Annotated in this window: 23 protein-coding genes and 1 pseudogene; 12 read left to right on the top strand and 12 right to left on the bottom strand. The window is 72.1% G+C overall.

Annotation, left to right across the window (positions count from 1 at the left end; all coding sequences use genetic code 11):
- The first annotated feature begins 46 nt into the window (after positions 1–46).
- The 7 genes and pseudogenes from AB0N17_RS27010 to AB0N17_RS27040 all read left to right on the top strand — a co-directional run bounded on the left by AB0N17_RS27010 (position 47) and on the right by AB0N17_RS27040 (position 7,941).
- On the top strand, positions 47–742 hold the full coding sequence (locus AB0N17_RS27010; RefSeq protein ID WP_366014093.1) for a DUF6232 family protein: 696 nt from the start codon (positions 47–49) through the stop codon (positions 740–742).
- Complete coding sequence (locus AB0N17_RS27015; RefSeq protein ID WP_366014094.1) at positions 739–1,092, top strand: hypothetical protein; 354 nt, start codon at positions 739–741, stop codon at positions 1,090–1,092. Before AB0N17_RS27010 ends, AB0N17_RS27015 begins: the two co-directional genes overlap by 4 nt.
- Before the next feature lie 124 nt (positions 1,093–1,216).
- On the top strand, positions 1,217–1,666 hold the full coding sequence (locus AB0N17_RS27020) for a nucleoside deaminase (protein WP_366014095.1): 450 nt from the start codon (positions 1,217–1,219) through the stop codon (positions 1,664–1,666).
- Positions 1,667–1,706: 40 nt separating this feature from the next.
- Positions 1,707–2,640, top strand: a pseudogene (locus AB0N17_RS27025) (2-oxoglutarate and iron-dependent oxygenase domain-containing protein).
- A 128-nt stretch (positions 2,641–2,768) separates the two neighbouring features.
- Positions 2,769–4,184 carry a condensation domain-containing protein gene (locus AB0N17_RS27030; protein ID WP_366014096.1) on the top strand — a complete coding sequence of 472 codons (1,416 nt, stop codon included), beginning with the start codon at positions 2,769–2,771 and terminating at the stop codon, positions 4,182–4,184.
- Between the two features lie 113 nt (positions 4,185–4,297).
- Positions 4,298–6,394, top strand: a complete 2,097-nt coding sequence (locus AB0N17_RS27035) for a hypothetical protein (protein ID WP_366014097.1) — start codon at positions 4,298–4,300, stop codon at positions 6,392–6,394.
- Positions 6,394–7,941 (top strand): hypothetical protein, encoded by a 1,548-nt coding sequence (locus AB0N17_RS27040; protein ID WP_366014098.1) that lies wholly within the window; start codon positions 6,394–6,396, stop codon positions 7,939–7,941. Before AB0N17_RS27035 ends, AB0N17_RS27040 begins: the two co-directional genes overlap by 1 nt.
- Before the next feature lie 23 nt (positions 7,942–7,964).
- On the opposite strand, the gene AB0N17_RS27045 is transcribed toward AB0N17_RS27040, so the two are convergent.
- The 8 genes from AB0N17_RS27045 to hemL form a co-directional block, all read right to left on the bottom strand.
- The gene (locus AB0N17_RS27045; protein WP_366014099.1) at positions 7,965–8,453 is read right to left on the bottom strand and encodes a hypothetical protein; all 489 of its coding nucleotides are present in this window, start codon (positions 8,451–8,453) and stop codon (positions 7,965–7,967) included.
- Between the two features lie 25 nt (positions 8,454–8,478).
- Positions 8,479–9,561, bottom strand: coding sequence for a c-type cytochrome biogenesis protein CcsB (ccsB, locus tag AB0N17_RS27050; RefSeq protein ID WP_366014100.1), 1,083 nt, complete (start codon positions 9,559–9,561; stop codon positions 8,479–8,481).
- Positions 9,558–11,255, bottom strand: a complete 1,698-nt coding sequence (locus AB0N17_RS27055) for a cytochrome c biogenesis protein ResB (protein ID WP_366014101.1) — start codon at positions 11,253–11,255, stop codon at positions 9,558–9,560. Before AB0N17_RS27055 ends, ccsB begins: the two co-directional genes overlap by 4 nt.
- 3 nt (positions 11,256–11,258) lie before the next feature.
- Positions 11,259–12,026: a cytochrome c biogenesis protein CcdA gene (locus AB0N17_RS27060; protein WP_366014102.1), complete on the bottom strand. Its 768-nt coding sequence runs from the start codon at positions 12,024–12,026 to the stop codon at positions 11,259–11,261.
- Between the two features lies 1 nt (position 12,027).
- Positions 12,028–12,618 (bottom strand): TlpA disulfide reductase family protein, encoded by a 591-nt coding sequence (locus tag AB0N17_RS27065; RefSeq protein WP_366014103.1) that lies wholly within the window; start codon positions 12,616–12,618, stop codon positions 12,028–12,030.
- 115 nt (positions 12,619–12,733) lie between these two features.
- Entirely contained in the window at positions 12,734–14,020 is a 1,287-nt protein-coding gene (locus AB0N17_RS27070; RefSeq protein ID WP_366014104.1) for a hypothetical protein, read from the bottom strand.
- Between the two features lie 185 nt (positions 14,021–14,205).
- Positions 14,206–14,865: a histidine phosphatase family protein gene (locus tag AB0N17_RS27075; protein WP_366014172.1), complete on the bottom strand. Its 660-nt coding sequence runs from the start codon at positions 14,863–14,865 to the stop codon at positions 14,206–14,208.
- A gap of 59 nt (positions 14,866–14,924) precedes the next feature.
- Positions 14,925–16,250, bottom strand: a complete 1,326-nt coding sequence (gene hemL, locus AB0N17_RS27080; protein ID WP_366014105.1) for a glutamate-1-semialdehyde 2,1-aminomutase — start codon at positions 16,248–16,250, stop codon at positions 14,925–14,927.
- Positions 16,251–16,547: 297 nt separating this feature from the next.
- On the opposite strand from hemL, the gene AB0N17_RS27085 reads away from it, so the two are divergent.
- Both AB0N17_RS27085 and AB0N17_RS27090 read left to right on the top strand, forming a co-directional pair.
- Positions 16,548–17,162 (top strand): hypothetical protein, encoded by a 615-nt coding sequence (locus tag AB0N17_RS27085; RefSeq protein WP_366014106.1) that lies wholly within the window; start codon positions 16,548–16,550, stop codon positions 17,160–17,162.
- A gap of 157 nt (positions 17,163–17,319) precedes the next feature.
- Positions 17,320–18,456, top strand: coding sequence for an MFS transporter (locus AB0N17_RS27090; protein ID WP_366014173.1), 1,137 nt, complete (start codon positions 17,320–17,322; stop codon positions 18,454–18,456).
- 39 nt (positions 18,457–18,495) lie between these two features.
- Here the strand turns inward: AB0N17_RS27090 and AB0N17_RS27095 are convergent, their stop codons facing one another.
- The 3 genes from AB0N17_RS27095 to AB0N17_RS27105 are packed head-to-tail and all read right to left on the bottom strand — an operon-like array spanning position 18,496 to position 20,815.
- A complete protein-coding gene (locus AB0N17_RS27095; RefSeq protein WP_366014107.1) occupies positions 18,496–19,350 on the bottom strand; it encodes a phosphatase PAP2 family protein in 855 nt (284 codons plus the stop codon).
- Positions 19,347–20,165 (bottom strand): polyphosphate polymerase domain-containing protein, encoded by an 819-nt coding sequence (locus AB0N17_RS27100; RefSeq protein WP_366014108.1) that lies wholly within the window; start codon positions 20,163–20,165, stop codon positions 19,347–19,349. The genes AB0N17_RS27095 and AB0N17_RS27100 overlap by 4 nt, the downstream gene beginning before the upstream one ends.
- Positions 20,162–20,815, bottom strand: coding sequence for a DUF4956 domain-containing protein (locus AB0N17_RS27105; protein WP_366014109.1), 654 nt, complete (start codon positions 20,813–20,815; stop codon positions 20,162–20,164). The genes AB0N17_RS27100 and AB0N17_RS27105 overlap by 4 nt, the downstream gene beginning before the upstream one ends.
- Positions 20,816–20,968: 153 nt before the next feature.
- On the opposite strand from AB0N17_RS27105, the gene AB0N17_RS27110 reads away from it, so the two are divergent.
- The 3 genes from AB0N17_RS27110 to AB0N17_RS27120 all read left to right on the top strand — a co-directional run bounded on the left by AB0N17_RS27110 (position 20,969) and on the right by AB0N17_RS27120 (position 23,869).
- Positions 20,969–21,640 carry a response regulator transcription factor gene (locus AB0N17_RS27110; RefSeq protein WP_366014110.1) on the top strand — a complete coding sequence of 224 codons (672 nt, stop codon included), beginning with the start codon at positions 20,969–20,971 and terminating at the stop codon, positions 21,638–21,640.
- Positions 21,637–23,010 (top strand): ATP-binding protein, encoded by a 1,374-nt coding sequence (locus AB0N17_RS27115; RefSeq protein WP_366014111.1) that lies wholly within the window; start codon positions 21,637–21,639, stop codon positions 23,008–23,010. The genes AB0N17_RS27110 and AB0N17_RS27115 overlap by 4 nt, the downstream gene beginning before the upstream one ends.
- Before the next feature lie 280 nt (positions 23,011–23,290).
- Complete coding sequence (locus AB0N17_RS27120; RefSeq protein WP_366014112.1) at positions 23,291–23,869, top strand: fasciclin domain-containing protein; 579 nt, start codon at positions 23,291–23,293, stop codon at positions 23,867–23,869.
- Positions 23,870–23,903: 34 nt separating this feature from the next.
- On the opposite strand, the gene AB0N17_RS27125 is transcribed toward AB0N17_RS27120, so the two are convergent.
- Positions 23,904–24,143: a hypothetical protein gene (locus AB0N17_RS27125; RefSeq protein WP_366014113.1), complete on the bottom strand. Its 240-nt coding sequence runs from the start codon at positions 24,141–24,143 to the stop codon at positions 23,904–23,906.
- Positions 24,144–24,374: the final 231 nt, after the last annotated feature.

Consider the following 24,374-nt stretch of genomic DNA (forward strand, 5'->3'; position numbering starts at 1 on the left):
GTCACTGAGCTTCGAGGGACACCTGACCTCTGGGGGACGGAGAACGATGCAGAACGGCCAGCCACCCGAGCACCCGGCCCAGGAACCGCCGGCCGCCCCGGCCGCCCCGCCGGCCGCGCCGGCCGGCCCACCGCCCGCGCCGGCCCCGGTGCCGTCCATGCCGGACGTCCCCGCGCCGCCGGCGCGCCCGGCGCCGGCCACGATCGAGATCCGGGTGAGCAAGCGGATCCTGTGGATCGGCGCGGCGGTCTACCCGCTGCACAACATCGCCCGTGTCTACAGCTTCGTCCTGCGCCCCAAGCGCAAGGAGGCGGTGCTGCGGTTCCTGCGGTACACCGCCGGAACGCTGGTCGTCGGGTTCATCGCGATGCTGCCGGGACTGCCGTCCCTGGCGCTGGGAGGCGCACAGGAGCACTCCGGTGCCGCCGGCTACGTCACGTTCGTCTGGCTCACGGCCGTCTGCGCCGAGATCTTCTTCCTCATCGACATGATCTCCGTCCTCGGGGCGGCTCCCCACCACGTCCTCGCCGTGGAGACCTCCGGTGCGTCCACCGCGCTGGTGACCAGCCAGGACCCGCGGTATCTGGACCAGCTCGTCGGCCAGATCTCCTACGCCATCGACCACCCGGACACCGAGTTCAAGGTGACGGTGGAGAGCCTCACCTTCTCCCCGAAGAACTACTACTTCGGCGACAACGTCAACATGTACGGCGGCAACGGAAACGTGGGGATCGCGGCATGAGCGGCAACAACTACTACTACGGCGACAACGTGAACATGTACGGCGGCCAGGGCAACCAGGGCATCGTCAAGAACCTGGGCGGCGCGGGCGCGGACCGGCAGGACCCGGCCCTGGTCGCGGCCCTCGCCGAACTGCAGCGGCTGGTCGCCGAGCTGCGCGCCCAGGTGCCGGCGCCCAGCGCCCAGCTCCTCGACGAGTCCCTGCCCGCCGTCAGCGCCGACGCGGCGGTCCCCCAGCAGGAGCGGCACCGCGCGCTGATGGCGATCGCCGGCATCGCCGCCACCGTCGGCGCGGTCGGCCAGCCGGTGGCCCAGGCGGTGCAGGCGATCATCGGCATGCTGGGCGGCTGACAGGCCGGTGGCGGCGCGCGGGCGCGCGCGAGCCGGCGCCCCGGGAGGCGCGGTGCCCCCGCCGGGCCACGACGCCCCCGGCGGGTCCGTTGCCCCGGGGGCGCCGGTGCCGCACAGTGAAGCCATGGATCAGCAGCAGGCCCGGGGCTGGCTCGGTACCGCGCTCGCCGAGGCCCGGACCGGCCTGGCCGAGGGCGGAGTGCCGATCGGTGCGGCCCTCTACGCTCCCGACGGCATCCTCCTGGGCCGCGGGCACAACCGCCGCGTCCAGGACGGCGACCCCTCGATGCACGCCGAGACGGCCGCGTTCCGGGCGGCGGGGCGGCAGCGGTCGTACCGGGGCACGACCATGGTCACCACGCTCTCCCCGTGCTGGTACTGCAGCGGCCTGGTCCGCCAGTTCGGCATCTCGCGGGTCGTGATCGGCGAGGCCACCACCTTCCACGGCGGCCACGACTGGCTCGCCGAACACGGTGTGGAGGTCGTGCTGCTGGACGATCCCGCGTGCGTGACCCTGATGAGCGGCTTCATCGCGGAGCACCCCGCCCTGTGGAACGAGGACATCGGTGAGTGAGCCGGAGACGCCCCGCGCGCCGCGTATCCCGGCCATCGACATGCGGGCCTGGACCGAGGGGGACGACGAGGCGCGCGCCACGCTGGCGCGCACCGTCGACCAGGCCCTGCAGCGGGCCGGGTTCCTGCTGGTCAGGGGGCACGGGGTGGACGCGGCACTGCGGGCCGGGATCCGGGCGGCCGCCCGGCGGTTCTTCCTGCTGCCCACCCCCGCCAAGCAGCCGTACGCGGCCAGGGTCGGAGGGCGGGGATGGCTCGGGCCGGGGGCCGAGGCCAACGGGTACGCCGAGGGCACCGAGACACCGCCGGACCTGAAGGAGTCGCTCACCTTCGCCACCCGGGAGCCCTTCGACGACCCGGCCGTCGACGCCGAGTGGTACGCGCCCAACGTGTGGCCCGCCGAAGTCCCCGGCCTGCGGCCTCTGTGCGAGGAGTACCTCGACCGGATGGCCCGGCTGACGGACGAGCTGCTGACCCTGCTGGGATACGCGCTGCGGGGCGAACCCGCCTTCTTCTCCCGGCACATGGGACATCCGACGTACGGCTTCAACATCAACTGGTACCCGGGCATTGAACGCGTCGGCCCACCCGAGCCGGGGCAGTTCCGGATCGGCCCGCACCGACTTCGGCACCGTCACCGTCCTCGACCGGCAGGCCGGGAAGGGCGGGTTGCAGGTGTGGACCGACGACGGCGGCTGGGAGGACGCGCCGTTCGACCCAGACGCCCTCACCGTCAACCTCGGTGACCTCATGGCCCGCTGGACCGGCGACCGCTGGCGGTCGGGCCGGCACCGGGTGCTGCCGCCGCCCGCCGACGCGCCCCACGAGGAGCTGATGTCGCTCGTCTACTTCGGCGAGTGCACCCCGGGCACCCGAGTGGAGTCCGTCCCGGCGCCGGTGGGCCGGGTGGCGTACCCGCCGGTCGACTCGCACGTCTACCTGCGCGCCAAGCTCGACTCGATCACCGTCGGTTAATCACTTCCGCGTTCGGCCCACCACCCGTTCCGACGAAATGAACGGCACGGGCATGTCCCGGCCGCGTCCCACGGCATTTGCGCTGAGGGGGCCCGCATCCAAGGGCCCCCTTCTGCGATGGGAGACGCGTGCGAATCACTGACATCCAGCGCTGCGAGGTCCGGCCGGGACGGCTCGTCGAGTGGACGCTGAGCCCCGCGACCGTCGCGGCGGCCACGGCACTGCCGGAGGACTCCCGGCCGCCCGCCTACATCCAGGAGTCGCACATCAGAACGGCCAGGTCCGTGCGCGACGACGGGCTGTTCGTGCCCACCTGGCTCGGCACCGCCTTCGACATCCCGGGGCCGGTCGACCTCGACGTGCTGCAGGAGGCGCTGCGCGCCTGGACCGTGCGGCACGAGACGCTGCGCAGCGGCTTCCGCTGGGCGGGCGCCTCGGGCGACGAACTGCGCCGCTTCACGCTGGACCCCGCCGACGTGTCCCTGCGCCGGGAGGTGGTCGGCGACTTCCCCGACGCCGACGCGCTCGTCCGGCACCTGCAGGACCGCTTCGACGCCGTCGCGGACGCCCTGCGCTGGCCCAACCTCATCTACACGGCGGTCGTCCGGGACGACGGCGCCAGCGTGTACCTGGCGTTCGACCACAGCAACGTCGACGCCTACTCCGTGCACCGGATCGCCGCCGAGGTGCACGAGCTGTACGCGGCCGGCCTCGCCGGGCGCCCGGCCGACTCCCGTACCCCGGCCGCCAGTTACGTCGACTTCTGCGAGATCGAGCGGGCGGACGCGGACGGCATCGACAGCGGGCACGAGATCGTCGCCCGCTGGCGGGAGTTCATCCGGCGCTGCGACGGCACCCTGCCCGGCTTCCCCGTCGACCTGGGGCTCCCGCCGGGCGGCCCGCTGCCCCCGCAGCGGATGTTGTGCGAGCCGCTCGCGGACGCGGCGGAGGCCGCCGCGTTCGAGGCGTACTGCAGGCCGTACGGCGGCAGCCTGGTCGGGCTGCTGGCCGCGACCGGGCTCATCGTCCACGAGCTCGGCGGGCAGCCCGTGTACCGGACGGTGGTGCCGTTCCACACCCGGGTGAAGTCGCGCTGGAGCGAGTCGGTGGGCTGGTACGTGGGCGGCGCCCCGATCGAGGTGCCCGTGGACCGCGCCCCCGGTTTCCGGGACGCCCTGCGGGCGGTGCGCGCCGAGCTGCAGGCCAACCGGTCGCTGGCCCGGATGCCGCTGGCCCGGGTGCTGCGGCTGCTGGGCGCGGAGTTCCGGCCGACCTCGCCCGACCTGTACTCGATCGTGTCGTACGTCGACACCCGGGACATCCCCGGCGCCGAGCGCTGGGCCGAGCTGCGGGCGCACGCGCTGCTGCGGGTGTCGTACGGCGACCAGGTGTGCGTGTGGGTGAACCGGATGCACGAGGGGCTGTGGCTGGCGAGCCGTCACCCGGACACGGACGCGGCGGCGAAGACCATGCGGCTGTACGTCGAACGGCTGCGGGACCGGATCGCCTCGGTGGCCCACGGCAGCCTCCCGGCGGTCTGCTGACGGGCCGCCGCATGCGGAACGCGGCCCCGCAGAATTCGTAACCCAACGGACATCACCGACCCTGGCCCGAATCAACTCGCCCTTCTTACACTGCTGTTGAGGGGGGCGATGCGGTGCACAGACGGTTGCACGGGCGCGGGGCACTGTTCGACGCCGATCCGGCCGGTCTCGCGCCGCGGCTCATCGGCCTGCGCCCCCACCACCACCGCGCCCATCCCTACGAGCACCCGCACGAGCCGCCGTTCGTGCTGCTGACCGGGGCCCGGGGGCTGGGCAAGAGCGCCGTCCTCGCCGAGCTGCTCGACGCCTACCGGGGACACACCCCGGTCGCGCTGATCGACTGCGCGGAGCGGCAGCTCGCCGGGCCGCCCCCGGACCGGCCCGCCGAGTCGTGGTCCCCCCTCGCGCAGGCGCTGCTGATGATCGCCGAGCGGCTCGCGGAACCGGTGACCGGAGCCGGCCGGATCACCTTCCCGCGGCTGATGTCCGGCCTGGTCGCGGTGGCCGCGGGCGGCTGGGGCGACGCCGACTCGGAGCGGATCCGCCGGGAGGTCGAGCGGATCCTGCTGCTGAACGAGAGCGGGTCGTGGATCAGCGGGCTCGCCGGGCGCTGGGCGGGGAAGGTGGCGGCCAAGGTGGTCGCCGCCGCCACCGGCACCGGACCGCTGGTGTCGGGCGCCATCGAGGCGACCCTGGAGTCGATCGCCGAGGGATTCTCCAGCCGCCGGCACCAGAAGGCGTCGGTGTGGTACCGGACGTACCCCAACGCGGGCGGGCACGCGCAGCGCGGGCTGATCCTGCTGTCCGGGCACTTCCGGGCGGGCGGCAGCTCCCGGGAGCACGCCGAGCGGTACCTGGTGCGGGCGCTGCTGGCCGACCTGACGGAGGCGTACGCGGGGGTGCTGCCCCGGATGCAGCGGCTCGGCCGGCCCCTGGTGCTGGTCGACAACGCGCAGTCCGCGCCAGGCCCGGGACTGGTGGCGGCGGTGCTGCGCGACCGGGCCGAGGGCCTGGCCGACCAGGTCGCGTTCGTCGCGGCCCGGCGCGGCGAGGCGCGCGACGAGCTGCGCAGCGCGGTGCGGCGGGAGCTGCCCGAGGTGGCCCGGCGCACCGACTGGGCGCCGGACGCGACCCCGTCCTCCAGGGCGCTGGTGGTCGCGCTGCCGCCACTGAGCCCGGACGACACCCTGCACATCGTCGGCGCGGTGTGCGCGGACACCGCCGTACCGCCCCCGCTGCCGCCCGCCGCCCACCGGCTGACCGGCGGCAACCCGCTGGGCGTCGAGCTGCTCGCCGAGTCGGCCGCGCAGCACCTGCCCGGGGTCTCCTCGCTGGGCGAGCTGCTCACCGCGCGGATACGGCCCGCCGAGGACCTGCCCGAACTGCCCGCCTACCAGGCGCTGCTGGACCGGCTGGTGCCGGCCGAGCGGCTGGACGAGCTGACCGTGCTGGCCGCCGCGCACGACCACGGCTCGGCCTGTGCGCTCGCCGCGCAGCTGCTCCCGGACACCTTCGGACCGGCGAGCGTACGGGCCCTGGAGTCGCAGCTCGTCGAGGAGGGACTGCCCGCGGTGCCGGGGCAGTTCGTCGGCGACCCGTTCGTACGCACCCTGCTGCTGCTCCGGCTGCACCTGCGCGACACCGACCACGCGTCGTGGCGTACCGCGCACGAGACGCTGGCCGCCCACTACCCGGCCCCCGAGGATGCCCGCTACCGGCTGCACCACGAACTCGCCCTCGGCGTCACCGGGGCGGCGGTCGCCCACCTCCGGGACACCTTCCTCACCACGGACACCCGTATCTGGCTGCGCACCCTGCGGTTCGTCGCCTCGGCGCCGTACTTCCACGCGCACGACGCCGAGGGCCGTGACTTCACCGGCCGCGGCGACGGGCGGACGGCCGTCGCGCTGGGCCGTGACGACGCCGGGCACCCGGTGCCGGAGGGCGCGGACACCGTGCTCCACCTGCGGATACGGCGACTGCTGCACGCGGTGTGGCTGCTGACGGATCCGCTGGTGCTGCCCGACCCGACGGTCTGCGACCGGGTCCGCTTCGAGCTGGAGCAGCTGTCCAACCTGCGGCCGGCGGGCAACGCGCTGCTGTGGGCGGCCTCCCGGGACTGGCCGGCGGCGGCGCTCGCCGGGCGCCCGCCGGCCGGCCCGGAGGACGCGGACGACGGCGCGGACGACGACCGGACCGGGGAGGCGTGATGGCGCGCAGGGGTGCGGGGACGTGGGTGCGCGAGCACGTGTGGGAGATCCCGCTGCGCCGGTATCTGTCCCTGCTGGTGGCGGCGGCCGTGGTGGCCGGGCTGGTGGTCGCGGTACGGGCCCTGACGCACGACGACCGCTCGTGCGCGCCCGGGGTGTCGCGGCCGCAGGGCAGCAGCGAGTGCGTGGGCGTGGCGACCGGCCCGTACGACTTCGGGCAGCCCCAGCTGCGCGACACGGTCCGGGCGATCGGCCGGGAGAACGACCGCCTGAAGCCGGGCAGCTATGTGACGGTGGCGCTGATGCTGCCGTACACCTCCACCACCCCGACCAACCTGAACGACATCCAGCACCAGCTGCAGGGCGCCTATCTGGCCCAGTACCAGGCCAACCACGACGCCAACGGGGAGTCGCCGCAGATCCGGCTGGTGCTCGCCAACCCGGGCGCGACCGGCGACCACTGGCGGCAGACCGTGGACCGGCTGACCGCGATGACGACGAGCGCGGACCGGCTGCGCGCGGTGGCGGGCATCGGGCAGAGCACCGACAACAACAAGAAGGCCGTCCAGGCGCTCACCGGCCGCCACATCCCGGTGATCGGCTCCTCCATCACCGCCGACGACCTCGCCAACGGCCTGCACGGCACGGACCCCTACCCGGGGCTCGCCCGGGTCTCGCCGACCAACACCGACGAGGCCCGCGCGCTGGCCTCCTTCGCCAAGGTGAGCGCGGGCAAGGCCCTGCTGGTGTACGACAAGCCCGGCGACCCGTACACGCGCACGCTCCAGGAGTCGTTCGCGGCGCTGATCAAGGGCTCGCCGTACGAGCCGCAGCCCTTCACCCCGCCCGCCGACCGCAGCCAGGAGGGAACGACCGCGAACACCTTCCGGCAGATCACCCACCTGGTGTGCGACACCTCCCGGGAGACCGACACCATCCTGTTCGCGGGCCGGCACACCCAGCTGCGGCAGTTCATCAACGCGCTCGGCGGGCGCGGCTGCCAGGACCGCAGGTTCACCGTGCTGACCGGCGACGAGGCCTCCTACCTGACCCACGAGAAGGAGCTCGACCGCAGCGCCCTGCGGCACGACCTGTCCGTGCGCTACACCTCGCTCGCCCACCCGGACGCGTTCACCCGGGATCCGGCGCGGACGGGGGGCTCGGCCGCGGACTTCCAGGCGCTGAGCCGGCTGCTGACGGCGGCCGCGCGGGGGCCGGTGGGCCCGGTCGGGCCGGCCGCCCTGGACGACGGACAGCTGATCATCGGCTACGACACCCTGCGCCTGGCGGTGCACGGCATCCGCGAGGCGGTGCCCGACGGGCGGAAGACCCCGGCGCTCGCGGACGTCGGACTGCAGTGGCCGCAGGTCAAGGGCTCACTGCGGGTGGACGGGGCGAGCGGCTGGATCTGCCTGGACGTGCACGGCAACCCGTACGACAAGGCCGTGCCGATCGTGGAGCTGACCCCGCAGGGCGGCTCGCGCTTCGTCCGGATCGCCTGGCCGGAGGGGAAGCCACCGGGCAAGGAGTGCCTGCCGCCGTCCTAGGCGGCCGGCCCAGGTGCGCCGGCCTAGGTGAGCTGGCCCGGGAGGGGCTCGACGGGCTCCGGGCCGCCGGCGCCGGAGGCGGGCCCCGCGGGCTCCTGCCCGGTCAGGGGCTCCCCCGACTCCAGGACCTCGATCAGGCGCTCGAACCTGGTGCGCCAGCCCTGCTCCGACTCCGCCTCGCCCTGGAACTCGTGCGTGAACCGCAGCACGCTGCCGTCCTCGCCGTCCCGCTCCAGGTGGAACCGGATCCGGCCGCCGCCTTCGACCGTGTACTCCGCGACCCGGTCCACGTCCCACGCGGTGACCTGGCCGCTGCCCAGGTCACCGAGGGCGACCGCGCCGCCGAGCCGGGGCTCCAGTACGCCGACGGCGGTGCACCACACCCCGAGACCCTCGGGGGTGGCCACCGCCGGCCAGACGTCCTCCATGTGCCTCGGGACCCGCACCACGAAGTGGAGGATGTGCGTGTTCCCGTGGGTCTGACTGATGCCCTGTGCGATGGAACCGCTCATGACACCAGTGTGGGCGACCCCCGGCTCAGACGCCCGCGTAGGAGTGCTTGCCGGTGACGAAGATGTTGACGCCGTAGTAGTTGAACAGCCAGCAGCCGAACGCGATCATCGCCAGGTAGGCGGCCTTGCGGCCCTTCCAGCCGGCCGTCGCGCGCGCGTGCAGGTAGCAGGCGTAGGCGACCCAGGTGATGAAGGACCAGGTCTCCTTCGGGTCCCAGTTCCAGTAGCGGCCCCAGGCGTCGCCCGCCCAGATCGCGCCCGCGATGATCGTGAACGTCCACAGCGGGAAGACGGCCGCGTTGACCCGGTAGGCGAACTTGTCCAGGGAGGCCGAGGCGGGCAGCCGCTCCAGCACCGAGGTCGCGAAGGCACCGGGCTTGCCGCCGGTCTGCAGCTTGTTCTCGTACGAGTCCTTGAACAGGTACAGGATCGTGGCGACCGCGCCGACGTAGAACACCGCGCCGCAGAAGATCGCGGTGGAGACGTGGATGTACAGCCAGTACGAGTGCAGCGCGGGAACCAGCTGGTCGCTCGCGGTGTACAGGACGGTGACGGCGAGACCCAGGTCGAGGAGGACCGTGGTGATCAGGAACAGCCCGAGCCAGCGCACGTTCTTCCTCAGCGCCAGCAGCCCGAGGTACACGCCGACGGCCACCGTGGAGAAGGTGATGTTGAACTCGTACATGTTGCCCCACGGCGCCCGCTGCACGGAGGCCGCGCGGGCCACGACCCCGCACAACTCCACCAGGAAGGCGAGCACGGTGAGCGAGACGGCGATGCGGCCGTAGAGGTCGCCCTGGACGTCACCGCCGTGCGCGCCGGGGCCGTCCGGCACGTCCCGGGCGCCGGACGCCGACCGCACCACGACCTTCGGCCGCTCCAGCACGGCGGTGCCCCCGCCGGCCTGCTTGACGGTGACGGCCGGGCCCTTGGCGGCCCCGGCCTCCGCCGTGAGCGCGGCGGCCGTACGGGCCACCTTGCTGCGGCTGCCGAAGAGCCACTCCGCGATGTAGGCGAAGAAGGCCAGGGTGTAGACGGCCATCGACGAGTAGATCAGCGTGTTGCTGATGCTCGCCAGGTGTTCGTTGGTTGCGGCGGCGAGAGTCACTTCTCAGCCCCTTCGGCAGGTACGACGGGAGATTCGGTGGAGTCGTCGTCGGGTTCGGGTGCCCCCGGCGCCTGGTCGTAGAGGGTTCCGGCGAGCCGGCCCAGTTCCTCGGGCACCTTGGCGGACTCGCTGCGGCCGAGCCCGGCCATCTCGACCACCGTCACGCCGTCGGCACCGCGCACCGCCCGCACCCACACGCGGCGGCGCTGGATGAACAGGGACCCGGCGAGACCGAAGATCGCCGCGACGGCGCCGCCGAGCGCCCAGCCGCTGCCCGGCTCCTGGACGATCTCGAAACCGGCCCATTCCTTGATGTCCTTCTCGAAGGTGATGGACCCGGCGCCGTTCGGCAGCGTCAGGGTGTCGCCCGGCTGGAGCAGCTTCTTCAGCAGCTGGCCCTTGCTGTCCTTGAACGCCTTCATGTGCGTCTTGTCCAGCTGGTACACGTTCTGGCTGCTCGTGTCGACGCCGAGGTCGCCGTGGTAGGCGTTCACCGCGAGCAGCGGGTTCACCAGCGCCGGGAACTGCGAGAGCATCGTGCCGCTCTTCGGGTCGAAGGTCGGCACGAAGAAGGCCTGGAAGCCGAGCTGGTCCTTCTTGCCCTGCCCGTCGCGGTAGCCGTCCATCACCTTGATCACGCCGTTCGACGTCTCGTTGCCGTCGAGCGGGAGCAGCGGCACGGCGTCGTGGTAGACGACCGTGCCCTTGCCGTCGCGCACGGTGATGACGGGGGCGTAGCCGTGGCTGACGAGGTAGACCTTGGCGTCGTCGATCTTCAGCGGCTGGTTGACCTGGACGGTGGCCGCCCGCTGCTTGCCGTACGCGCCCTTGCTGTACTTGATCTTCGCCTCGAAGGTGCGCGGGGTGCCCTTGTTCGGGCCGTTGACCTCGTAGGTGGCCTTGAAGTCCTTGAGGTCGAAGCTGAACGGCACGAGGTCGTCGTTCTGGAACATGCTGCCGGACTTGAAGTCGTCGTACATGAGCAGCGTGTTGGAGAAGCCGTCGCCCTCGACCATCAGCTTGGTGCCGTCCGACTTGTACATCTGGCCGGAGGCGAAGGCGACGAGGAGCACGATCAGCGCGATGTGGAAGGCCAGGTTGCCGACCTCGCGCAGGTAGCCCTTCTCGGCGGCGACGGCGTCACCGGCGACGTGGGCGCGGAAGCGGCGCTTCTTCAGCAGGGCGAGCGCGGCCTCGCGGACCTCCTCCGGGCCGGCCGTGGTGCGCCAGGTGGTGTACGCGGGCAGCCGGGTCAGCCGCTTGGGCGCGCCCGGCGGCCGGCCGCGCAGCTGGCCGACGAACTGCCAGGTGCGCGGGACGATGCAGCCGATGAGGGAGACGAACAGCAGGATGTAGATCGCGGAGAACCACACCGAGCTGTACACGTGGAACAGGCCGAGCTTGTCGTAGACCGGCGCGAGCGTCTTGTGGGCCTTGCGGAACTCGTCGACCTTGTTGAGGTCGGCGCCGGTCTGCGGGATCAGCGAGCCGGGGATCGCGCCGAGCGAGAGCAGCAGGAGCAGCAGCAGCGCGACCCGCATCGAGGTCAGCTGCCGCCAGAACCAGCGGACCCAGCCGATCACGCCGAGGCCGGGGACGGAGGAGACCTCGTCCCGGGGCGCGGTGGACAGCTGGGAGCCGGCCGCGCCGAGATCCTCCTGGTCCTGGCTCTTGTCGGTTTCGGTCTTGCTCATCGGTCAGATCCCCACATCGAAGCCGCCGGACCAGGTCTGCATCTGCTGCACCAGACTGTCCCAGGCGCCGGTCAGCAGCAGCACACCGGTCACGATCATCATCGTCCCGCCGATGCGCATCACCCAGACGTAGTGGCGCTTCACCCAGGCGAAGGCGCCGAGCGCCTTGCGGAAGGCCACGGCGGCGAGCACGAAGGGCAGGCCGAGCCCGATGCAGTAGACGACCATCAGCAGGGCGCCGCGCGCGGCGCTGGACTCGCGCATGGCGAGCAGGTTCACCGACGACAGGGTCGGGCCCAGGCACGGGGTCCAGCCGATCCCGAACAGCGCTCCCACTATCGGTGCGCCCACCAGGCCGGTCGTCGGCCGCTTGTGGAAGCGGAACTCGCGCTGGGTGAACCAGGGCATCAGCCCCATGAAGAAGACACCCATGAGGATCATGAACACGCCGAGCACCTTGGACAGCGTGTCCTTGTATTCCTGCAGGGTCCAGCCGAAGGAGCCGAACAGCGCTCCGGTGGAGATGAACACGGCGCTGAAGCCGAGCACGAACAGGGAGGCCCCGGCCACCATCCGTCCGCGTCTGGCCTCGCCCAGGTCCGTGCCGGCGACCCCGGTGACGTAGGACAGGTAGCCGGGGACGAGCGGCAGGACGCAGGGCGAGAAGAAGGAGACGAGCCCGCCCATGAGGGCGATCGGCGCGGCCACGAGGAGGGCGCCGTGGAGCACGGTCTGGTTCTGGCCGACCGCCAGCGTCAGCATCGCGCTCACGTCACTTCTCCGCGACGACCGGCTTGAGCATCTTCAGCAGGCTGGTGTCGTCGAGCGCCTCCAGGGCCCGCGCGGCGACCTTCCCGTGCTTGTCGATGACGAGCGTGGAGGGGATCAGCTGCGGGTTGAGGGTGCCCTTCTCGAAGCGGAGCATCAGCTTGCCGGTCGGGTCGTACAGGCTCGGGTAGGCGATCCCGTGCTCCTTCTCGAAGGCGAGCGCCGGGGTGGTGCTGGTGTCCCGGGTGTTGATGCCGACGAACTGCACGCCCTTGCCCTGGTACTGCTTCGACACCTTGGAGAAGTACTGCGCCTCCTCGCGGCACGGCCCGCACCACGAGCCCCAGACGTTGACGACGACGACCTGGCCCTTGTAGTCGGCGACGTCCAGGGTCTTGCCGTCGATGGTCCTCCCGGACAGGTCCGGGGCCGCGGCGCGCTCGCCCGCGGGGGCGGTGTCGATGCCGTTGTGGCCGGTGACGAAGTTGGTGTTGCCACCGCCGCCGGAGGTGCCGCCCTTGCCGCACGCGGACAGGGACAGGGCCGCGACAGCGGCCACGGCGCTGAGCAGGACGGCGCGGCTACGGGTACTCATGTGAAAAGTTTCGCATGCCTGTTCCGGCGATCTCGCGCACCCCCCTGCCGGGCGGAAAACCGCATTTCAGGGCGTATTTACACGGGGCATTTCGGGCGATTCACCCCGGGCGGCCTCAGGTGGCGTTCGAGGAGGCGGACTTGGTGCCCCGCAGGAACTCCTTCCAGCCGCCGGCCGGCCGCTGCCCGACCTCCAGCGTGCGCAGCCTGGCGAGCACCTCGGGCTTCTGCACGTCCATCCAGTCCACGAACTGCCGGAAGGAGACGAGCCGCACATCGGCACCCTTCTCCTTCTCGCGCGCGATGTGCTTGAAGGCCTCCTCGACGGAGTCCATGTAGATGCCGCCGTTCCACTGCTCGAAGTGGTTGCCGACGAAGAACGGCGCCCGGTTTGTCTCGTATGCCCGCTGGAAGCCCGCTATGTACGCCTGCGCGGACTGCTTGCGCCAGCCCGGGTAGTTGTACGCGGGCGCCTTGGTGGAGTTCACGGACTGGTTGGCGAGCATGTTGTAGTCCATCGAGAGGACCTCGAAGGAGCGCCCGGGGAACGGTATCTGCTGCAGGGGCAGGTCCCAGATGCCGAGCCGCTTGACCGGCCACACCTGACGGCCGCCCGGCGAGGAGGCGTCGTAGCGCCAGCCCAGCTTCCGGGCGGTGGGCAGCAGCTGGTTCTGGCCGAGCAGACAGGGCGTACGGCCGCCGACCAGCTCCTTGTCGTAGTCGAAGGGCAGCGACGGCAGGTCGGTCCAGCCGGTGTTGGTCCGCCACTCCTTCACGAACTTCTTGGCCTGCTCGATCTCGCTGAGCCACTGCTGCGGCGTCCAGTTGGCCACCGTGCCGTGGCCGGCGCAGAAGTGGCCGTTGAAGTGGGTGCCGATCTCGTGGCCCTCGAGCCAGGCGCGGTGGACGTTGGTGAGCGTCGCCTTGACGTGCTCGTCGGTGAGGTAGCCGATGTCGGAGGCGCCGACGGGGTTGTTCGGCGGGGCGTAGAGCCGCTTCTTGGACTCGGGCAGCAGGTACAGCCCCGAGAGGAAGAAGGTCATGCTCGCGCCGTGCTGCTTGGCGAGGTCCAGGAAGCGCGGGAAGAGACCGTTGCCGACCTCGCCGGCGCCGTCCCAGGAGAAGATGACGAACTGCGGCGGGGTCTGCCCCGGTTCCAGCGGCTCGGGCCGGGCGGGCTGGTGCGGCTGCCTGCCGGTGAAGGAGGTGGAGCCGTCTCCGAGGGGACGGGCCGGCTGCTGCGTGCGGTTCTTGCCGTCCTTGCCGGTGCCGGAACCGTTCGCGTGCCCGGCGCCGTCCGAAGTCGTGTGACTGCCGCAGCCGGCGAGAGTGGCGGCGGCCGCCGCGCCCGCGCCGAGGCCGAGCATTCCCCGGCGGGAAAGGGTCCGGGAGACGGTGCGCATGGAAATCCCCGATTCATCGCGCCTGCTGGTGTCACCCAGTCAGAGGGCGCGACGATCGGGGAGGTTCCTCAGATTTGTATGGTTTTAGTAACGGGTACCGCAAAAGCGCGCTAAGTCACTTCAAACGGACCGTCAGCAACAGCAGGTGCAGGGGCGGTCGGGGACTTCAGGGCCCCTCGGGCCGTTCAGGCCCCGAACGCCTTCCCCTGGGCCGTGCCCTTGCCCTTCTGGGGCTTGGCACCGGCACGCAGGTGAGCCGGGACGAGATCGATGGCGGGCTCGCCGTATCCCACGGAGACGATCTTGTCACCCTGGTAGGTGAAGGTCGTCAGGGAGGCGAGGGTGCACTGCCGCTTGCGCGGGTCGTGCCACAGCCGCCGCCGCTCGACGTACGACCGCACGATCCAGATCGGCAGCTGATGGCTGACCAGCACCGCCTCGTGCCCGCGCGCCCGGTCCCTGGCCGCGTTCAGCGCGCCCATCATCCGCACGACCTGGTCGATGTACGGCTCGCCCCAGGACGGCTTGAACGGGTTGACGAGGTGCTTCCAGTTCTCGGGCCGCTGCAGCGCGCCGTCGCCGACACCGAAGGTCTTGCCCTGGAAGACGTTGTCGGCTTCGATCAGGCGCCCGTCGGTGTCCAGGTCCAGGCCGTGCGCCTTGGCGATCGGGGTGGCCGTCTCCTGCGCCCGCTCCAGCGGTGAGGCGCAGACGTAGGTGACGTCCCGCGAGGCGAGGTGCTCGGCGACCCGGTCGGCCATCTTCCGGCCCAGCTCGGACAGGTGGTAGCCGGGCAGCCGCCCGTACAGGATCCCGTCCGGGTTCTCGACCTCGCCGTGCCGCATGAGGTGGACGACGGTGACGTCGCCGTTCCCGCCGCTGCCGTTGCCCGTGATGTTGTCGCTCACGCGGTGGCCTCCGCAGCCGCCCGGGCCGCCGCCGGAAGGGCGTCGGCGATCGTCTGGATGGCCCGCTCGTCGTGGGCCGTGGACACGAACCAGGACTCGAAGGACGACGGCGGCAGGTAGACGCCGTTCGACAGCAGCGAGTGGAAGAACGCGGTGAAGCGGAAGGACTCCTGCCGCTTGGCGTCCTCGTAGTTCCGCACCTTCCGGTCGGTGAAGAACACGGAGAACATGTTGGAGGCGGTCTGCAGCCGGTGCGCCACGCCCTCCTTGCTCAGCGCCTCCGTGACGAGGGACTGGATCTGCCTCGACACGGCGTCGACGGTGTCGTACGCGGCGTCGTCGAGCAGCCGCAGCTGGGCGAGCCCGGCGGCGGTGGCGACCGGGTTCCCGGAGAGCGTGCCGGCCTGGTAGACGGGCCCGGCGGGAGCCAGGTACGCCATCACGTCGGCGCGCCCGCCGAAGGCCGCGGCGGGGAACCCGCCGCCCATGACCTTGCCGAACGTCATCAGGTCCGGGGTGACCCCGTCGACCCCGAACCATCCGGCTCGGCTGGTGCGGAACCCGGTCATCACCTCGTCGGAGATGTAGAGGGCGCCGTTCTTCCGGCAGGCGTCCTTCAGCCCCTGGTTGAAGCCGGGGTCCGGCGGGACGACGCCCATGTTGCCCGGCGAGGCCTCGGTGATCACGCACGCGATCTCACCGGGGTGCCGGTGGAAGGCCTCCTGCACGGCCTCCAGGTCGTTGTACGGCAGCACGATCGTGTCGCCGGCCTGCGCACCGGTGACCCCGGGCGTGTCGGGCAGCGCGAAGGTGGCGACCCCGGAGCCGGCGGCGGCGAGCAGCGCGTCCACGTGTCCGTGGTAGCAGCCGGCGAACTTGATCACCTTGGACCGCCCGGTGAACCCACGGGCGAGCCGGATCGCGGACATGGTCGCCTCGGTGCCGCTGCTGACGAGCCGCACCTGCTCCACGGGCTCGACGCGGGCGACGATCTCCTCGGCGAGCGCGACCTCGCCCTCACCGGGCGTGCCGAAGGACGTACCGCGCGCGACGGCCTCCTGCACGGCGGCGATGACCTCGGGGTGCGCGTGCCCGAGGATCATCGGACCCCAGGAACACACGAGGTCGACGTACTCCCGCCCGTCGGCGTCCGTGAGGTACGGCCCGCGGCCGGACACCATGAACCGGGGCGTGCCGCCGACGGCGCGGAAGGCGCGCACCGGCGAGTTCACACCACCGGGCGTGACGGCGGAGGCACGGTCGAAGAGCGCCTGGGAGGCGGGCGCGTCGTAGGGATAGGGCGTTTCGCTCAGGGCACTCATGGTGTGCGACTTCTCCGACTTCTCGGACTCCGGTTGCGTGGTGACCTCCTCAGGGTAGGCCGCCCCCCGGCCGGGCAGCGGCCCGCCTCAAGATCAAAGCGTTGTCATCCGCCATCTGCGAGACTGACACCTGATACACACAGCTCGTACGCACGTAATGATCAGGGGCCGGGCTGATCCCCGTGGACTGTTGTTCCACCGCACGTTTCGGCGGGCGGTCGTGGGGGAGGTCACTGACACGATGATCGGGTTGCGCGGCGGGGGCCACGCGTCCTAGAAAAGCAGTCGGGTGGAGATATGCATCGCGGTGGCGGACTGGGCGAGGGGACTGATGACCTGGGTCCTCGACGTGCCCGGCGGGGAAGGCACCGGCGCGACGCGGAGGAAACGACCGAAGCACGTCAGACACACGGTGGACCCGGTGAGTCCGAGCGGCACGACCGCGACCGGGCGGGGAGCAGGAATGGTGGTCGGGTGGGGGTGACATACAAATACTTCGGCGCGCCGGACGGAGCGACCGCGGCCCGCGTCCCCATCTCGATGCGCCCCGAGGAACTCGGCGGCGACGAACTGGGCATGAACGGCATGTTCACCAAGATCAAGCCGGAGACGATGGCGGCCATGGTCCTGACCGGCATCGAAGGCGTCCCCCTGCACAAGGTGCCGCCCCTGGAACTGGTCGTCCTGCACCCCGACTACGCGGTCGTCAAACTCCCCATGACGGTCGTCGACCCCCTGCGCGGCATCGGCGAGGAAGCGGTCGGCGCGGCGGCCTTCATCTGGTCGACGGTCCCGGACCGGGGCGGCCCGCGGGACGCGTTCAACGTGTACCAGCTGCTGCACGAGTGGCAGGACTTCTCGCATCGGCTGCATGAGGCGGGGCATCAGCCGTACTGCCTCGTCTGGCCCTGAGCCGAGGTCGAGGTGCCGGGGACGGGGAACAGTCACCGTAGCCGCCACGGATCCGGCGCCCCGACCTGACCGCGCGACGTGTTCGGCGCCCTGCACCAGGCCCGGAGGCGGAACAGTGAACACGGCACCGACGGAGCAGGCGGCACCGGCCCGCCACATGCGGCCGCTGTACGCCGCCGGGTTCACCACCGCATTCGGTGCACACGGGATCGCCGCCAACCTCGGCGGCCACGCCAAGGGCGCGGTCACCTCACTCCTCGTGCTCGGCGGTCTGCTCGCCCTGTACGACGGTGCCGAAGTACTGCTCAAGCCCGTCTTCGGCACCCTCGCCGACCGCATCGGCGCCCGCCCTGTGCTGCTCGGCGGGCTCGTCGCCTTCGCCGCCGCGTCCGCCCTGTACGCCGTCGCGGACAGCCCCGGCCGGCTGTGGGTGGCGCGGCTGGGTCAGGGCATGGCGGCCTCCGCGTTCTCGCCGTCGGCCTCCGCGCTGGTCGCCCGCCTCAACCCGGCGGCCGCGCACGGTCGGATCTTCGGCAGTTACGGCTTCTACAAGTCGATCGGCTACACCCTGGGCCCGCTGCTGGGCGGGGTGCTGGTGTGGGCCGGGGGCCTGCGGCTGCTGTTCACCGTCCTGGCCGTGCTCGGTGCGGCGGTCGCCGTGTGGGCCGTGGTCGCCGTCCCGGTCGTACCCCCGCTGCCCAAGGCCCGGCAGACGGTGCTGGATCTGGCCCGGCGGCTGGCCGATCCGGCGTTCCTCGCACCGACGTCGGCGCTGGCCGCGGCGGCCGCCGCCCTGTCGGTCGGGATCGGCTTCCTGCCGGTGTCCGGGCGGGCGGCCGGTCTGGGCACCGTGGCCACCGGCGCCGCCGTGTCCGTGCTGGCCGCCTGCGCCGCCGTCGTCCAGCCGAAGGCGGGACGGGCACTGGACCACGGGCGGCTCACGGCTCGTACGGGCATCGCGGCGGGGCTGCTGCTCGCCGCCGCCGGACTGGGGTGCGCCATGCTGCCCGGGCCGGCCGGCGTCGTCGTCGGCGCCGCCCTGATCGGTGCCGGGACCGGTCTGATCACCCCGCTCGGCTTCGCCACCCTGGCCTCGAACACTCCCGCCGAGCGGCTCGGCCAGACCATGGGTGCCGCCGAACTCGGCCGCGAACTCGGCGATGCGGGGGGCCCGCTGCTCGTCGCTGCGGTGGCCTCCCTCACCACCCTCACCCACGGTTACGCCGTCCTCGGCGCCATCCTCGCCCTCGGTCCGTTCCTCACCGTCGTACGGCGCCGTCCCGCCGCAGCATGAGATCCGCACGGCGGACGGCGCCGGGCCGGACGGCGTTCGTCAACGCCCGCTGACCGTGAGTTCGTAGTCGCCGATCAGGTCGCCGAGGAGGGTGCCGGCGGTGATGTCGCTGGTGACGTGACCGGCCATGTAGAGGCGGGAGTAGAGGACCTCGTCCTGCATCCAGTGGTAGTCCTCGGCCCGGTGCGGGGAGAGGGAGCCGAGGTAGGTGACGGCAGCGGCGGCCCGGGCGGCGTGGCTGGAGGGGTAGGAATACGGCCCCTTGGCGCCGGGCTTGACGTGCTTCTCCGGGCGCAGGGCGGGGTCGAGGACGTAGGGGGCCGGCTGCTCGTCCTTGGCGGCGACCTGGTCGCTGACGGCCTTGGCCATCTTCAGGGCGGCTTTGAGCTCCGCCTTCTCGGCCTTGCCCTGCTGAGCGGGGACCAGTTCACGCTGGTCGTGGAGGTAGAGCTTCCAGATGTCCTTCTTGCCGTGGAGTTCCAGCCAGGTGGCGGCCCTCTTCCCGGCCGCCGTGCGCGCCTTGGCGAGCTGCTGGTCCTGACGGAGTTCGGCCGTGCGCCGGGCCGCGGTGGGCGGGGCGGGTACCTGCCGGGCGGCCCAGGCGGCGAACGCCTTGTCGTCGCGGGTGGTGCCGTGCGCCTTCTTCCACTGGGCGAACAGAGCGTCGGCCTTCTTGCGCTCGCCGTCCACCTTCCCGCCGATCGCGGCGATCTCGGCGTCGGAGAAGAGCGTGGGCGGCGGACTCTGCCTGATCCTGTCCGTCGCGCCGGGCTTCTTCTTCGAGGAGGTGCCGGCCGTGACGAATTGCGGTCGCAGGGCGCCGACGGCGACGGCCGCGACGGCGAGCAGCGCGATCAGCGCGTAGGGCCATTTGACGCCGCGCAGGACGTTCATGCGGCTCGGGTCCTTTCGGGGAGCGGTACGGGCTTCGCTTCGGTGGTGAAGTGGGCGCGGGAGAATCGGCGTACGTCGTTGTCGGGCAGCCCCGGCCTGAGAAGGGACTGGCCGACGATGTACTTGCTGAGCGAGACGGGCCGGACGCCCATGCCGAGCAGCATCCGGTCGACGGGGGCGGGCTGGGCACCGCCCTTGGTCTCGATCAGGACGTGCCCGGGATCGAGCGTGGCGGTCCGGCCGTCGTGATGACAGCTGAGGACGCCGTCGAAGGTGATGCGGCTGCCGTGGTCGAGGTCGGCGAGGGCCGCGCGGACGTAGCGGACCTCGGCGGCGGCGGACAGTTCCCCGGCCGTGACGGGGACACGGGCCCGGTCCAGCACCTCGTCGACGAACGCGGCCGCATGTCCGGTCAGTTCGCCGTACTCGGCGGCCGCGACCTTCAGGGCGTGCTTCACCGTGGCGCCGCGGCCGTCCTTGGTCTTGACCTCCACCCGGCACAGACCGTCCTCCGCGTACAGGCGGGTGCGGACCTTCCACCGGCGGCGGCGCTGTTGGACGTGGGCCCGCCAAGCGCCCAGCTGCGCGGTGTCGAAGTAGGTGCTGAGATAGCTCGTCGTACGGCGCCCGCCGAGATCGAGAACATGGTGGCTTCCGGCGAGGCGGCCGATGAGACGGCGAGCCCGCTCGAGCGGAACCAGGTACTTGCGGTCGACCCGGTGCTGGAGCGCCGCGGCCGCGTCCACCTCGGTGAGCGTCGCACCGCGCAGCTCGTCGAGGCCCAGGCCGGCCGCGAGGCAGGAGGCGGGGGTCATGACACCGTCACCGGCTCACGTCGCTCGGCGTCCGCGTCGAGCGCGGGTTCCTGCGGCCCGGCGGGGAAGCGGGCGGAGACCCGGGTGGTCTCGCGGACGTAGTCGACCTCGTCCACGACCACGGACAGCGGCGCCCGGCCGAAGCGGAAGGCCACGTCCTCGGCGATCAGGGTGGGGTCCGGGTAGATCCGGTCGAGGGTGAGCTTCACCGTCCGGGCCGGAGGTTCGTACGCCCGCGGGTCGTCGACCACGAGCACCGCCACCAGGACCACGACGTCCAGCGCGACGACGAGCCACGTCTGGCGCTGCGGCAGGCCCGTGCACAGGGCTATGACGAGGGTGACGAAGGTGTAGGCGACGTCGCGAAGGGTGAAGGCCGCGCTGCGCAGGCGGACCAGGGAGAGGATGCCGAACAGGCCGAACCCGACACCGGCCGGGAACTTGCCGGCGCTGATCGTGCTCATCGCGGCGAACAGACCGATGTTCAGCGCGGCCAGCACCAGCGGCATCGCGGGTGCGCTGGGACGGCGGCGGTAGAGCCCGCCGACGAGGATCAGCAGGGCGATGACGTCGAGACCGCCGCGGGCCGTGAGGTCGGTGACCGCGATGTGGTGGGTGATGCCCTTGGCGGCGAGCATCAGTGCGTGCATGAGCTGTCCTTTCCGTCATGGCGCGTCGGACGGCGGACCGGTCGCGGACCGCGGGGCGCCGCGACCTGAAGGACGGTAGGGATGTCACATGAACAGACCATGAAGGCTTCCCGCCGGGCCGGCCGGGGCGGGCGAGCGGTTAACCTGCCCGGCATGCACTGCCTGGTCGTCGACGACGAGACCCGCCTGACCGATCTGGTCGTCCGCTACCTGACCGAGTCCGGACACACCGCCGAGGGCCGCTACGACGGGCCCTCCGGGCTGGCCGCCGCCCGCGACCCCCGGCTGGACGCCGTACTCCTCGACGTGATGCTGCCCGGCATGAACGGCGTGGAGGTGTGCCGGGCCCTGCGCGGCGAGGGCATCGACGTGCACGTGGTCCTGCTCACCGCACGCGGGGCCGTCAGCGAGCGCGTCGCCGGGCTGGACGCGGGAGCCGACGACTACGTGGTCAAGCCGTTCGCCATGGAGGAGCTGCTGGCCAGGTTGCGCGCGATATCCCGGCGCCGCCCCGACCCGGCCGGCCGGCTCCGGGTCGGGGACCTCGTCCTCGAACCCGAGCAGCAGCGGGCCTGGCGAGCGGACACCGAACTGGAACTGTCGCGGCGGGAGTTCGCCGTGCTGCGGGTGCTGATGGAGAACGCCGGCCGCGTGGTCTCGCGGCTGCGCCTGCTGGAGGAGGTGTGGGACGGCGAGACCGACCTGCGCAGCAACGCCATAGACGTGCATGTCTCCAAGGTGCGCGCCAAGGTCGACCGGGCTTTCGGCCGCACGACGATCACCACCCTGCGGGGGCGCGGCTACCGGCTGGAGACGGCTTCGTGAGCCTGCACGGCCGGCTGCTGCCGCGATTCAGGCGGTTGCCCGTGGTCACGCGACTGGTGCTGGCCGTGGCCCTCACCATGTCCCTGGTCCTCGCGGGAGCGGCGGGCTTCGTCTACTGGCGGGTGAAGACCGCCCTGGACCAGCAGCTCGATGCCGACCTGACCGCCTATCAGCGCGGCCTCGACCACGCCGTACGCCACGGGGCGCAGCTGCCACCCGGCCCCAGCGGGAGTCTGCGGCAGGTCCTCGACGCGCACGGCCGGGTGCTGGACTCCAGCGACGCCATCCGCCACCGGGCGCTGCTCACCGCGGCCGAACGGGACGCCGTCGCGCGGGGCGCCACGGTCCGGCGTGACGTCGGCTCCCTGCTGCCGATCACCCCGGGCACCCTGCGCCTGCAGGCCCATCGCGTCACAGCCGCCGGGCACCGGCGGACCGTGATCGCCGCCGTGCGGCGCGGCCACCGCGACGAAGCACTGCGCGAACTCCTCGCCCAGCTGGTCATCGCCTCCGGACTGACCCTGATCGCCGCCTCCTACGTCGGCTACCGCACCGCCCGCGGCGCCCTGCGCCCCGTCGAGCGCTACCGCGGTGGTGCCGCCACCCTCGCCGACGGCACGCAGAACCTGCGCCTGGACGTGCCGGCCGACCGTGACGACGAGATCACCCGTCTCGGGCACACCCTCAACCACATGCTCGACCGCCTTCAGGCAGCCGCCGAACGCGAGCGCCGGTTCGTCGCGGACGCCAGCCACGAGCTGCGCACCCCGCTCACGCTGATGCGCGCCGAACTCGACGTCGCCCTGCACCGCCCGCGCTCCGCCGGCGAACTCACCGAGACCCTGCGCTCCGTGGACGCCGAGGTCCAGCGCCTGATCGACCTCTCCAACGCGCTACTGGGCCTGGAGGAACTCGGCAGTGCCGGCCAGCTCACCCGGGCGCCCGCGGCCCTCGCGGATCTCCTCGACGCCGCCGTCACCCCTCATCGGCGTGCCGCGGAGCGGGCCGGGCGTGACCTGACCGTCGACACCCCCCACGTGACCGTCGACGTCGACGCGCGATGGCTGCGGCCGGCCGTGAGCAACCTCGTCGACAACGCCCTGCGGCACGGGCTGGGCGCCGTCCGCGTCGCGGCGACCGTGCACGAGGGCGCGCTGAGTGTGTGCGTCACGGACGAAGGTCCGGGCTTCTCACCCGATTTCCTGCCGCGGGCGTTCGACCGCTTCGCCCGCGCCGAGGCCAGCCGCACCAGCGACGGATCCGGACTGGGACTGGCCTTCGTGCACGCGGTGGCCACCGCTCACGGCGGCACCGCCCGAGCCGGCGAGGCGGGGACCGGAGCGGCCGTCACCCTCCGCCTGCCCTGCTGACCTCCAGACCGCCGCGTACGCACTCGGATCGGCCCTTCGCACCACCGGACCGGGCCAGGCCCGATCCCGTGACCGGGAATGCCGCAGGCGCCGCGCACGCGCCCCCGCGGCCCCGCTTCGAGATGCGGTCATCCGCACCTGCTGGATACGCTCGCTGAGTGGCCGGGTGACGATGGCCCGAGGCCGGGCGCAGCAGCCGCCCCACCCCGCCCAGCGGCAACGAAGACTTTCGCACCGCACACCTCTGCAGTGTGCACGCCTCCACGGGAGGAAGATTGCGATGAGGTCCACCCGCATCCGTACAGCAAAGGCCGCCGCGGCGGTTGTGGTCGCCGTCCCGCTCGCGCTGGGCGGTCTGGCGTCCCAGAGCCACGCACAGGACTCGTCTCCCAGCCCCTCGGGGACCTTCGGTTCCGGCTGTTCGGGGCTCGCCCAGAAGGCCGACACGGCCAAGGACAAGGTCGTCGAGGCCGCGTCCGCCTATCCGCAGCTCAGCCAGCTGGTCTCGGCCGTGGTCAGGGCCAGGCTGACCGACACGCTCGACGGGAAGCCCGACATCACCGTCTTCGCCCCCAACCAGCAGGCCTTCCAGAACGTGACCGCGTCGCAGCTCACTTCGCTGCTCGGCGATCAGGGGCAGTTGAAGAAGGTGCTGACCTACCACGTCGTGGACAAGCAGATCACCCCGGACCAGCTCTCCAACGGCTCCTTCACGACGGTGGAAGGCAGCAAGCTGACCACGTCGGGCTCGGGCACCGACTTCAAGGTCAACGGCAAGGCGAACATCGTCTGCGGCAACATCAAGGCCGCGAACGCCACCATCTACGTCGTCGACGCGGTGCTGCAGCCGCCGTCCTGACTCCGAGTCGGGGACGCCCTGGCCCGGCAGAGGGTCAGGGCGTCCCCGCCGTTCCGTCGCCCGGTTCGGCCCCGGGCCGGTCCCGGGTGCGGTCCGTCTCCGCACGCCGCTCGTCCGGTCGCCGGCGGGCCGGCTGGGCGAAAGCCCTGCACTCGGGATTCCGGCACGGCCCGGCGCCCCGTACCGGCACCCACACACCGAGCGTCTTGTGCCGCCGGACCGCCGCCTCCACGGGCTGCCCGCAGACGGGGCAGGCGCCTCGTTCACCGTCCATGCCCTCAGGCTAGGCGCGGCCGGGCATCCGCGCTTCCCGTGCCCGGGACGGCGGTGGCTCGCCGTACGCCCCGCCCCGGAGTCCCCCTCCCGGCGTGCTCCGGGGCGCGCGCCCCCTCGTGTCACCGCGCGCCGGGGGTCGCACCGATGATTCACGCGTGCCGCATCCGGTAAAGCTCCGGGATACGCGCAGCCCGTGCGCCAGGCGCATGCGCTTCGTACGCTGGGTCAA

Source organism: Streptomyces sp. NPDC051133, assembly GCF_040682635.1.
Taxonomy (GTDB): domain Bacteria; phylum Actinomycetota; class Actinomycetes; order Streptomycetales; family Streptomycetaceae; genus Streptomyces.